Origin of the sequence: Hymenobacter psoromatis (assembly GCF_020012125.1) — a bacterium.
Taxonomy (GTDB): Bacteria; Bacteroidota; Bacteroidia; order Cytophagales; family Hymenobacteraceae; genus Hymenobacter; species Hymenobacter psoromatis.
This window is the reverse complement of sequence record NZ_JAIFAG010000001.1, coordinates 3,719,205-3,730,678: the sequence shown is the minus strand read 5'-3', so window position 1 is coordinate 3,730,678 and position 11,474 is coordinate 3,719,205. Positions and strand designations below refer to the sequence as shown.

At 62.2% G+C, this 11,474-nt stretch carries 9 protein-coding genes and 1 riboswitch; of the genes, 5 read left to right on the top strand and 4 right to left on the bottom strand.

The features are described from left to right. Nucleotides 1-191 precede the first annotated feature (191 nt). The 4 genes from LC531_RS16070 to metF all read left to right on the top strand — a co-directional run bounded on the left by LC531_RS16070 (nucleotide 192) and on the right by metF (nucleotide 8,190). Nucleotides 192-1,460 carry an OmpP1/FadL family transporter gene (locus tag LC531_RS16070; RefSeq protein WP_223652036.1) on the top strand — a complete coding sequence of 423 codons (1,269 nt, stop codon included), beginning with the start codon at nucleotides 192-194 and terminating at the stop codon, nucleotides 1,458-1,460. 24 nt (nucleotides 1,461-1,484) lie between these two features. Then, complete coding sequence (locus LC531_RS16065) at nucleotides 1,485-2,882, top strand: SGNH/GDSL hydrolase family protein (RefSeq protein WP_223652034.1); 1,398 nt, start codon at nucleotides 1,485-1,487, stop codon at nucleotides 2,880-2,882. 215 nt (nucleotides 2,883-3,097) lie between these two features. Beyond that, a riboswitch (SAM riboswitch) is annotated at nucleotides 3,098-3,207 on the top strand. Nucleotides 3,208-3,280: 73 nt separating this feature from the next. Then, on the top strand, nucleotides 3,281-7,075 hold the full coding sequence (gene metH / locus LC531_RS16060; RefSeq protein WP_223652032.1) for a methionine synthase: 3,795 nt from the start codon (nucleotides 3,281-3,283) through the stop codon (nucleotides 7,073-7,075). Between the two features lie 137 nt (nucleotides 7,076-7,212). Then, on the top strand, nucleotides 7,213-8,190 hold the full coding sequence (gene metF / locus LC531_RS16055) for a methylenetetrahydrofolate reductase [NAD(P)H] (protein ID WP_223652030.1): 978 nt from the start codon (nucleotides 7,213-7,215) through the stop codon (nucleotides 8,188-8,190). A gap of 136 nt (nucleotides 8,191-8,326) precedes the next feature. Here metF and LC531_RS16050 read toward each other — a convergent pair whose 3' ends face one another. Both LC531_RS16050 and LC531_RS16045 read right to left on the bottom strand, forming a co-directional pair. After that, complete coding sequence (locus LC531_RS16050) at nucleotides 8,327-9,070, bottom strand: hypothetical protein (protein ID WP_223652028.1); 744 nt, start codon at nucleotides 9,068-9,070, stop codon at nucleotides 8,327-8,329. A 124-nt stretch (nucleotides 9,071-9,194) separates the two neighbouring features. Next, nucleotides 9,195-9,506, bottom strand: a complete 312-nt coding sequence (locus LC531_RS16045; protein ID WP_223652026.1) for an ASCH/PUA domain-containing protein — start codon at nucleotides 9,504-9,506, stop codon at nucleotides 9,195-9,197. 169 nt (nucleotides 9,507-9,675) lie between these two features. Between LC531_RS16045 and LC531_RS16040 the strand changes: the two genes are divergently transcribed. Beyond that, nucleotides 9,676-10,569, top strand: a complete 894-nt coding sequence (locus tag LC531_RS16040; RefSeq protein WP_223652025.1) for an alpha/beta hydrolase — start codon at nucleotides 9,676-9,678, stop codon at nucleotides 10,567-10,569. A 24-nt stretch (nucleotides 10,570-10,593) separates the two neighbouring features. On the opposite strand, the gene LC531_RS16035 is transcribed toward LC531_RS16040, so the two are convergent. Together LC531_RS16035 and LC531_RS16030 are read right to left on the bottom strand one after the other, a co-directional pair. Further along, nucleotides 10,594-10,914: an energy transducer TonB gene (locus LC531_RS16035; protein WP_223652023.1), complete on the bottom strand. Its 321-nt coding sequence runs from the start codon at nucleotides 10,912-10,914 to the stop codon at nucleotides 10,594-10,596. A 57-nt stretch (nucleotides 10,915-10,971) separates the two neighbouring features. Continuing rightward, a complete protein-coding gene (locus LC531_RS16030) occupies nucleotides 10,972-11,346 on the bottom strand; it encodes a toxin-antitoxin system YwqK family antitoxin (RefSeq protein ID WP_223652021.1) in 375 nt (124 codons plus the stop codon). Nucleotides 11,347-11,474 lie beyond the last annotated feature (128 nt).

The following is an 11,474-nucleotide window of genomic DNA, read 5'->3' as shown; positions in this document are numbered from 1 at the left end:
GCTAAGCTCATAAGCTAAAGTTACGCCAATGTTTCTAAACGAATTAGTTACCAACGGTATCCGTCCAGGCAGCCGTTGCTTCCTGCTCGCGCTGGGGTAGTAAGCGGGCTAAATAGTCGGCGTGCCGAGTAGTTATTAAAAAAAAGCGGTACATTTAGCCCCTAAATTCCTCACCTACTATTTTGCATTCTATGCAAGTCAAATCCTTACTCCTCGCGGGCGGGGCGCTGCTGGCGGCTACGTCGGGCGCACTAGCCAGCGGCTTTCAGGTTGGCCTGACCGGCGCTAAGAACGTTGGCATGGGCAATACCGGCACCGGTCTTTACCTCGACCAGGCTTCGCAGTTTTTCAACCCTGGCGCGTTTGCCTTTGCTCCCATCGGGGCGCAGGTAGGCGGCAACATTGCCATCCCACGCATCAGCTTCCGCTCGGGCGGGGCCGACCTGGGCCAGCAGCAACTGGCAAATAAGGTGGTACTGCCTTTCAGCGGCTTCGTGGGCTTCGGGCCCAAGGAGGGCAAGTGGCGGCTGGGCGCGGGCATTTATACGCCCTTCGGCAGCGAGCTGCACTACCAGTCGGGCTGGGCTGGCCGCTACGCGCTCACCGACATTAATCTGCGCTCGGTGTTCGTGCAGGGCACGGCGGCTTACGCCATCACTCCGCAGCTGGGCGTGGGGGTAGGGGTAGTGGTGCTGGCCCTCGGCGACATAGACTTGCAGCGCGACGTGCCCGTGCAGGGCCAGAGCAATACCCAGCCGTTGCACGCGCAGCTCACGGGCAAGGCCGACCACAAGGTGGGCTATAACCTGGGCATCCTGTTTAAGCCCAGCGACAAGCTGAGCGTGGGCGTCAGCTACCGCTCGGCCCTCGACGCGCACGTGGCCAACGGCGACGTGACGCTCACCAACGTGCCGGCCTCGGCGGCCGGGGCTTTCTCGGCCAAGAATTTTGATGTGACCCTACCCCTGCCCGACGTATACAGCTTCGGCATCGGGGTGCGCCCTTCCGAAAAGCTGCTCCTCGCCTTCGACGCCAACCTCGTGGGCTGGAGCCGCTACCAGTCGCTCAACTTCACCTACTCGGGTGGCGTGCTGGGCGGCGCGGCTTCCTCTTCCTCCAAGCGTCAGTACCAGGACGCGCTGGCCTTCCACCTGGGCGGCCAGTATAAGGTGACGGATAAGTTTGCGCTGCGAGCCGGCACGTTCTACGATTTCAGCTGCGTGCGCGACGGCTTCGTGACCCCCGAAACGCCCGATGCCGACCGCATTGGCGTCACGGCGGGCTTCACCTACGCCATCACCGACCGGTTTGGCATTGATGGCTCGTTTCTGTTTGAAGACTTTATGCAGCGCAGCCAAAGCCAGGACGACCTCATCAGCAACGGTACCACCGACCGCGTGGCCGGCACCTACAAAACGACCATCGCCGTGCCTGGCGTGCAGCTGTACGTGAAATTCTAAGCCCGCCTTTTTCCTACCCAATCGATGACTTCTTTATTTTCTCTTCAAAAGGCCACCCGGCCGGCGCTGACGCTGCTGGGCCTGGGCCTCGGCCTGGCGGGCTGCCAGACCAATATTGATGCGCCTTCGGCCTCGCCGGGCACGCTCGACTTCACCAGCTACGTGGCCGTGGGCAACTCGCTCACCTCGGGCTACACCGACGGCGGCTTGTATAATTCGGCGCAGGCTACGTCCTACCCCGCCCTGCTGGCCCAGCAGTTCGGCAAAACCGGCAAAGGCCCGGCCACGTTCGTGCAGCCCGCTTTTTCGGCCGGCAAGGCCGATGGCTCGGGCTACATTAAGCTGCTAGCCGCCAACGGCGCGCTGGGACCGGTGGTGCCCTCGCTGGCCAATCAGTTTCTGGGCGAGCAGGTGGCCTACACTGGCCAGGCGCTGCTCAGCGGTCAGCCGCAGCTGGAGGCGTACAGCGGCGCGCAGCCCGATAACCTGGGTGTGCCGGGCATTTCGGTGCTCAGCAGCTATGCCCCGCTCACCGGCGGGCTGGCCCCTTACGGCCTGCTCAACCAGTTTTATGAGCGACTGCTCACGCCCGCCGAAAAGCCCACCAAGGACTACGTGACCTATATCGGCCAGAAAACGCCGACGTTCTTCACCTGCTGGATGGGTAATAACGATGTGCTGACCTACGCCACCAACGGGGGGGTAGCCTCGCCGGCTGACCCTTTCAGCGACCTCACCGATACCCTGCGCTTCGGTATCGGCTACCGCGCTATTCTGACCACGATGACTAAGAACGGCACCGTGAAAGGGGCGGTGGCCAACATTCCCGGCGTCACGGGCGTACCGTACTTCACCACCGTGACAGTGGCGGCCGTCAACGCCAGCATCAAGGGTAACGCCGCGCTGCCCAACGCCGCCACCGCCGGCCTCTACATCACGACGGCCAAGGGCGTGCGGGCCGCCACCGCCACTGACTTGCTGACGCTGACCGCCCAGGGTGCGATTGGCCAGCCCAGCACGACCCCCGGTAACCCCTTCCCGGTGGGCGTGGGCTACTCGGCCACGCAATCCAACCCACTGCCCAGCAAATACGTGCTCGACCCCGACGAAGTAACGGCCCTTACGGCCCGCACCACGCAGCTCAACGCCATCATCGCCAAAACGGCCCGGCGCTTCAACGTGCCGGTGGTGGATATGAACGCCTACTTCGCCAGCGTGATTGCCAGTGGGGCCGTGAGCAACGCGGTGAGTAACAACGCCACGTTCGTGACGGGCAACGTCTTCGGCCTCGACGGCGTGCACCCCACGCCCCGCGGCTACGCCCTGATTGCCAACGAGTGGCTGCGGGTTATCAATAATTACTACGGCTCGACCATTCCGGGCGTGAACGCCAACGACTACCGCGGCGTGCTGCTACCCTAAGCGCAGCAATTTGTTGAGTAACTTAAAAAGCGCCTTCCCGGCCGGGAAGGCGCTTTTTTGATAAAAAAGGTAGGGTAAGCTTTAGCTTACCACCGGGGGTAGGCACGGCGCAGAAAGGTTTAGGGCGCTGATTTTCAAAGATTACTGCCTTTGCGCGGGCGGCGGCAGGCTAAAGCTTACCTTATACTGCTGGCCGGCGCGTATCTTCGCCCCTGCTGCTATCCAGAAAGACCGAGGGACCAGGCCCGATGACGTCTTGGCAACCGCCCCCGAGGCCGGTGCCAACTCCTGTTCAACCACTTAATGAGGTTGAAGAAGATATCAGCCGGAACCTGCGCCGCTTGGCGTGGCTTTCTTTCTGGATAGGGGCCGCCCGCCCTGCTTTTTTCCGAAAGAATATGCCCGCCACCGCCACGCTCCCTACCCCCCCCGTTCTCGCCGACCCTGCCTGTTGCTCACCGCTGCCCGCGCTGCTGCGCCAGCGACTGCTGATTCTGGACGGCGCAATGGGCACCATGATTCAGCGCTACCCCCTGGAAGAAGAGGACTTCCGGGGCGAGCGGTTTCGGGACCACCCGCGCCCGCTGCGCGGCAACAATGACCTGCTGAGCCTGACGCGGCCCGACATTATCCGGGCCATTCACGCCGAGTATTTCGCGGCCGGGGCCGACATGGTGGAAACCAATACCTTCAGCGGCACCACCATCGCGCAGGCCGACTACGCCCTGGAAAGCGTGGTGTACGAGTTGAACTATGAGTCGGCGCGCCTAGCCCGTGAGGTAGCCGACGAGTTTACGGCCCAAAACCCCGCGCAGCCGCGCTTCGTAGCCGGGGCCATCGGCCCCACCAACCGCACCGCCTCGCTCTCGCCCGATGTGAACCGCCCCGGCTACCGCGCCGTGACCTTCGACGAGCTGGCCGCCGCCTACCTGGAGCAAACCCGCGGCCTCGTGGACGGCGGCGTGGATGCGCTGCTCATCGAAACCATCTTCGACACCCTCAATGCCAAGGCTGCGCTCTTCGCCGTGCAGCAGTTCTTCAACGAGGGGGGTAGGGAAGTGCCCGTCATGATTTCGGGCACCATCACCGACGCCTCAGGCCGCACCCTGAGCGGGCAAACGGTGGAGGCGTTCTGGCACAGCATCAAGCACTTGCCGCTGCTGAGCGTGGGCCTCAACTGCGCTCTCGGGGCTGACCAGCTCCGCACCTACGTGCGCGAGCTGGCCCGCCTGGCCGACGTGCCCGTGTCGGCCTACCCCAACGCCGGCCTGCCCAACGCCTTCGGCGGCTACGACGAGAGCGCCCAGGAGTTCGCCGCGCTGGTCGAGGATTATCTCAAAGAAGGCCTGCTGAACGTGGTGGGCGGCTGCTGCGGCACTACCCCGCAGCACATTGCCGAGCTGCGCAAGCTGGCCGTAAAATACCCGACGCGCCCGTTGCAATTGCACAAAAAAGCCGAGCTGAAAGAGCTGGCAATTGATGGCATTATCGACAGCGATGCGCCGCTTAATCCGCACGCTTCCCTGAGTCTGGCTGGTTTAGAGCCGTTTAATATCACCCCGGCCAGCCTGTTCGTCAACATCGGCGAGCGGTGCAATGTGACGGGCTCCCGCGCCTTTGCCCGCCTCGTGCGCTCGGGCGATTACGAGGCGGCGCTGGCCGTGGCCCGCGCCCAGGTGGAAGGCGGCGCGCAGGTGCTCGACATCAACATGGACGAGGGCATGCTCGACTCGGAGGCGGCCATGACCACCTTTTTGCACCTCATCGCCTCGGAGCCCGACATTGCCCGCCTACCCCTCATGATTGACTCCAGCAAGTGGAGCGTGATTGAGGCCGGCCTGAAGTGCGTGCAGGGCAAGAGCATCGTCAATTCGATTTCCCTAAAAGAGGGGGAGGAGACCTTCAAGCGCCACGCCCGGCTGGTGCGCCAGTACGGCGCGGCGGCCGTGGTCATGGCCTTTGATGAAAACGGCCAGGCCGACAGCTACGAGCGGCGCATTGAAATCTGCCAGCGCTCGTATAATATTCTTACTGAAGAAGTTGGCTTCCCGGCCGAGGATATCATCTTCGACCCCAACATCCTGACCGTGGGCACCGGCCTGGACGAGCACCGCAACTATGCGGTGGACTTTATCGAATCCGTGCGCTGGATAAAGGCTAATCTGCCCGGCTGCCGCACCAGCGGCGGCGTGAGCAACGTGAGCTTCTCGTACCGGGGCAACGACGTGGTGCGCGAAGCCATGAACGCGGCCTTCCTCTACCACGCCATCCGGGCGGGGTTGGACATGGGCATCGTGAACGCCGGCCAGCTCGCCGTGTACGACGAGATTCCGCCCGAACTGCTCGAACGCTGTGAGGATGTGCTGCTTAACCGCCGTGACGATGCCACCGAGCGCCTCGTGGACTTCGCCGAAACGGTGAAGCAGAAGGGCAAGGTGGAGGTAGTAGCCGACGCCTGGCGCTCGCTACCCGTGGCCGAGCGCCTGCAACACGCCCTGGTGCGCGGCATCACCGAGTTTATCGACCAGGATACCGAGGAGGTGCGTCAGCAATTGCCCCGCCCGCTCGACGTGATTGAAGGCCCGCTGATGGGCGGCATGAACGTGGTCGGCGACCTGTTTGGGGCCGGCAAAATGTTCCTGCCCCAAGTGGTGAAGTCGGCGCGGGTAATGAAGAAGGCGGTGGCGTACTTGCAGCCGTTTCTGGAAGCGGAGAAGGAAGGCACGGCCCGCCGCACGGCCGGTAAAATCCTGCTGGCCACCGTAAAAGGCGACGTGCACGACATCGGTAAAAACATCGTGGGCGTGGTGCTGGCCTGCAATAATTTTGAAATTGTGGACCTCGGCGTGATGGTGCCGCTGGAACGCATTTTGGACGAAGCCCAGAAGCAGGGCGCGGATATTATTGGCCTGAGCGGCCTCATCACGCCCTCGCTCGATGAGATGGTGTACGTGGCCCGCGAGATGGAAAAGCGCAAGCTCACTACCCCCCTGCTCATCGGTGGAGCCACGACCTCACGCCTGCATACGGCCGTGAAAATCGCGCCTTCCTACTCGGGCTCAGCCGTGTACGTGAACGATGCCTCGCGCTCGGTGGGGGTAGCGGCCAGCTTGCTGGGCTCGGGTAAAGACGCTTACACGCAGACAATTAAGGTGGAATACCAGGCCATGCGTGACGACCACGCCAGCCGCCAGCGCGACAAAAGCTACCTCAGCATCAAGGCGGCCCGCGCCAACGGCTTCCACGCCGATTGGGAAACTACGCCCATCACCAAGCCGAGCTTTTTGGGTACGCAGGTGTTAGATAATTACCCTTTGGAAGAGCTGGCGCGCTATATTGATTGGACGCCCTTCTTCCACACCTGGGAATTGAAGGGCCGCTACCCCCGCATTCTGGAAGATGAGAACCTGGGCGAAGCCGCCCGCCGCCTCTTCGAAGATGCGCAGCAGATGTTGGCCGAAGTCATTGCCGATAGAACCCTCACGGCCCGCGCCGTGCTAGGCTTTTGGCCCGCCAACACGAAGGACTACGACACCATCGAAATCTACGAAGACGACACCCGCCAGCAGGTGCGCGACGAGCTTTTCACGCTGCGCCAGCAGGGCGAAAAAGGCCCCGGCGTGCCTAACGTGGCCTTTTCGGACTACCTCGCGCCCCGCGAAACCGGCCGCGCCGACTACCTCGGCGGCTTCGCCGTAACGGCCGGGGTAGGGATTGAAAAGCTCATCGAAAAATACGAGGCCGACCACGACGACTATTCCAGCATCATGATAAAAGCGCTGGCCGACCGCCTGGCCGAAGCCTTCGCCGAGCGCCTGCACCAGCGCGTGCGCGAGGAGTTCTGGGGCTACGCGCCGAACGAAAACCTGAGCGGCGAGGAGTTGATTAAGGAGGAATACCGCGGCATCCGGCCCGCGCCCGGCTACCCCGGCTGCCCCGACCACACCGAGAAAATCACGCTTTTCCGCCTACTGGACGCGGAAAACCAGACGGGTATCATCCTCACCGAAAACCTGGCCATGTACCCCACCGCCGCCGTGAGCGGCATGTACTACGCCCACCCGGCGGCGCGCTACTTCGGCCTGGGCAAAATCGGCGCGGACCAGGTAGCCGACATGGCCGAGCGCAAGCACATGCCGCTGCCGGAGCTGGAGCGGTGGCTGATGCCGAATTTGAACTACGACCCGGCCTGATGTAGCGTGGACTCTGCGAGTCCGCGCGTAGGAACGTTCGATTGCTCCCACGCGCAGACTTCCAGAGCTCGCGCTACTTACTAAAACCCTCTTCCAAACTGCCCACGCGCGGCCTCGCAGAGTCCACGCTACTCTCCATGAAAGTAACCGACCACTTGGCCCGCGCCGCCGGCAAAACGCTGTTTTCCTTCGAGGTCCTACCCCCCCGCAAGGGCGAGAATATCCACTCGCTATTCGCGAATATCGAGCCGTTGATGGAGTTCAAGCCGCCGTTTATTGACGTCACCTACCACCGCGAGGAATTTGTGCTGCGCGAGCGGCCGGGCGGGCTCTTGCAGCGCAAGGCCGTGCGCAAGCGGCCGGGCACGGTGGGCATCTGCGCGGCCATCAAAAACCGCTTCGACGTGGATACCGTGCCGCACCTCATCTGCGGCGGCTTTGCCAAGGAAGAAACCGAGAATGCGCTGATTGACTTGCACTTTTTGGGTATTGATAATGTGCTGGCGCTGCGTGGCGACCCCATCAAGAGTGAAGGGCACTTCCAGCCGCACCCCGACGGCCACCGCTACGCTTGCGACCTCATCGGGCAGGTGGATTCCCTTAACCACGGCCGCTACCACGACCACGACGAGCAGTACCAGCCCGCTGGCTCCGAGCCCGTGCTGTGCACCGATTTCTGCATCGGCACGGCCGGCTACCCCGAAAAGCATTTTGAGGCCCCCAATCTAGGCTCCGACATCCGCTTTCTCAAGGAAAAAATTGACCGCGGGGCCGACTACATCGTGACGCAGATGTTTTTCGATAACGAGGAGTTTTTCAAATTTGAGAAGCACTGCCGCGAGGCAGGCATCACGGTACCCATCATCCCCGGCCTTAAGCCCCTGACTACCAAGGCGCAGCTCATCGCCCTACCCCGCGCTTTCTTCCTTAATATCCCCGAGGCGCTGGCCGAGGCCATTCATAAGGCTCCCGACAATGCCGCCGCCCGCGAGGTCGGCATTGCGTGGTGCCTGCACCAGAGCCGCGAGCTGCAAGCCCACGGCGTGCCCTGCCTGCACTATTACTCAATGGGCAAAGCCGATGCCATCAGGCGCGTCGCGGCGGAGCTGTTTTAGGGATTATGACTTACTAAAGAACGTCATGCTGAGCTTGTCGAAGCATCTCTACCACGCCGCTAGGGTTACTAACCCAACGAAGCGGTAGAGATGCTTCGACAAGCTCAGCATGACGTTCAACCCTAATCCTCAATTCCTAATGAAACTTCCCTTCCGGGTCGGGAAGCTTGGCCATCAACTCCCCGAGGAAATCGAAATCTAGGCTGGCGAGGTTAAGACTCTGGCCTTTATGGACGGCCTGCCAGGCGGCGGGATAATTTTCCTGGAAGTAGCGCACGCGGGCCTGGGTTTGCCAGGCGTTGGCGTTGGTACTGTCGGCCAGCAGGGCGCGCTCGACGTAGCTGCTGGCTTGTTGCAGCTCCTTTTTCTTCTTGGTTTGCTCGTAGCGGCCCACGGCGGCGGCCGCGGCGTCAGCGAGGAGCAGCGGATTGGTGGGGGCCACGACCAGGCCCTGCGACACCAGCTGCTCCACGGCGGCGGGGCTGACGTTGGGGCGGCGGCTCATGACCACAGCCAGGCCCTGGTAGGGCTCGGGGTTAGTAGGGTCGAGCGCCCAGGCCAGGTTGAAGCGTACTACAGCCGTATCGGGCTGACTATCATTTAAATACTCAAAGCCTTTACGGCTGAAAAACTTGCTGGCCTCGGGCCTGGAGGCGAAGTTGCGGTCCACATCGGCCAGCACCGCCGCGCCCACCAGCTGCTGCGCCTGCGCCGGGCTCACGCCGCCATACAGTGGCTGCAGCTGCGGCGGGCCGCTGGCCGCGGGGGGGGTAGGGGCCGCTTTGCGGCTCTTCTGCGCCTGAGCGGGCAGGCCGAGGGTGGCGGCCAGCAAAATGAGAAACGTGCCGCGTCGAACGCAGGGAGTCAGCCAAAAAAACACGCGGTAGGGAAATGAAGAGCCAAGTGAAAGAAGAAGCGGCCCGGTTGGGGATGGGCAAAAATAGCCCTGCCCCGGCGAAATGCCGGGGTAATAATTTCCTAACCAACTCGTAACCGGGCCGGGCCTACCAGAGGCGCGTGTCGGTGATGCCGGGCGGCAGCGGAGCCACGTTGCCCAGGCCTAGCACGCACCAGCCCGCCTCGACGCCAAACGCGCCGCCGGGCATCACGTAGCTGACCCAGCGTAGCAGCGTTTGGCCGCTGTATGTTCGGTCATCGGGGTCGAATTCCCGGATTAAAAGCGCGTCGCCGACCTGAAAATCAGCATCGTTTTCGCGCACGTCGAAGGGCTTGGTGCCGGCCGCTACGGCCTGGAAGCAGGGCGTCCAGAGCTGCAGCTCATGGGTGCGCGTGCGGGCAGTAGTGACGACGGACATGGGGGAAGCAGTGTAGTGTTGCATAAGGAAGGGCCATTGGAGAAGGCCGAATACATGTAATTTACGAACAAAACATGACAGTCTCTATTTCCGTGCCGCTTTGCTCCAACCACTTTGGCCGCCCCGCCGTAGGTCGGGGGCTCCCTACCCCCCTGCTTACCCTCTCCTTATGAAGCCTTTTTTTCGTTGGCTGGCGCTGCCGCCGCTGGGCCTGCTGCTGGCCGCCGCCACCGTGCTGCTGGCCAACGAGTGGGCCGTGGCCCGCGCCAGCCACCGCGTGGCCAACATCGCCTACGTGTCCGCCTCGGCCCCCGATTTTGACCCCAAAAGCCAGCTGCTCGACGTGTATCAGCCCACCAAAGCTAGCCCTACCCCCCGGCCGGTGGTGCTCTTCATCCACGGCGGCAGCTGGGACAGCGGCAGCAAAGATGATATCTTGTATAAAGCCATCGGGCGGCGCCTGGCCCGGCAAGGATTTGTGGGCGTGGTAATTAGCTACCGGCTCGCGCCCCAAGTGTTGGTGCCCGCGCAGGCTTACGACTGCGCCCGCGCCCTGGCCTGGACGGTGGCTCACATCGGCGAGTACGGCGGCGACCCGGCCCGCCTTGTGCTGATGGGCCACTCGGCGGGCGGTGGGCTGGCCGCCCTGCTGGCCACCGGCTCCGATACGCTGCTGGCGCGGGTGGGCCTACCCCCCCGCGCCGCCCACGCCGTGCTGCTCGACGACCCCGCCGGCCTCGACATGCTCGACTACCTCACCAAAATGCAATATGCCGGCGATGAAAAATACCTGGTGCCGTTCAGCCAGGACCCGGCGGTGTGGCGGCAGGCGTCGGCCCTGTACCACATGCGGGCCGGTGCGCCGCCGTTTAGCATCTATATCGGCGGCGATACCTACCCCTCCATTAAAATCAGCAGCGAGAAATTCCGGCAGCGCATGAAGCAGCTGGGCCAGGAGCCGAAGTACACGGTGCTGCCCGGCAAGAAGCACGTGGGTATGGTAACGCAATTGTTTTGGGAGAATAATCTGCTATATCAGGAGCTGCACCGGCTGGCGGAGTGAGCTGCCGCAATGCGAGCCCGCTAGTCAGAGCTTCAGTTGCAGCGGCAGTTTAAAACTGAACCTAGCCGGCTCGCCATTAATGAGCGCTGGTTTGAAGCGCTTCAGCTTGCTGACTGCTAGCATGGCTTCCGTATTAACGGATGGCCAAAGGCCCTCAATAACCTTTATATCTTCCACTTGGCCCTGCGTGTTGACAAAAAACGTAAGCACGACCTGGCCTTGAATGCCCATGCGGCGGGCATCTTCCGGGTACGTGAAGCGCTGGCCAACGGCCGCCGCAATAGCGCGCGGGCTGCCATCTCCTCCCGAGTACACGGGCATAATGTAGTACTCGAAGTAGGGCATGGTGGCTCCATTGGCGGCAAAGCACTCGCCATCAAGGCGCTTACCGGCGGCGTAGTGCTAGCGGCGCTTTAGCTGCCCACCGGGGTAGTAGTGGCGATGTTCGCCCGTAGTCTCGCCGTGCGTGAACTCCTTGTGGCTAAGCAGTTGGCCATCTTTCGCAAAATACTCGCTTACTCCATCGTAGCGGCGTATGCGAATATTATCAAACTCCTCCCGGCTTTGCAATTGCCCACTCAGAAAATAGTCGCGCACTTCGCCCGCCGTGCTGTCGCGCCATTCGGTTTCGCGGCGGTAGTGAGCCCCGACCGCCGAGGGCAGTACGTGCCAGGCGGAGTCGAGAAAGTCTTTTTTCAGCGGTGGAATTACTTGCTGAGCCGCCGCTTCGCTTACGGTAAAGCCGGCGCAGAGCAGGACCCATAATAAGTATTTCATGCTCAAAAATAAAGCAAGATTCGGGCTATGCCAACTCAAATTTTGCTTTTAATAAACTAAAAAAGAACGGTCATGCTGAGCTTGCCGAAGCATCTCTGCCACGCCGTTCAACAAAGCAGATGAAGCGG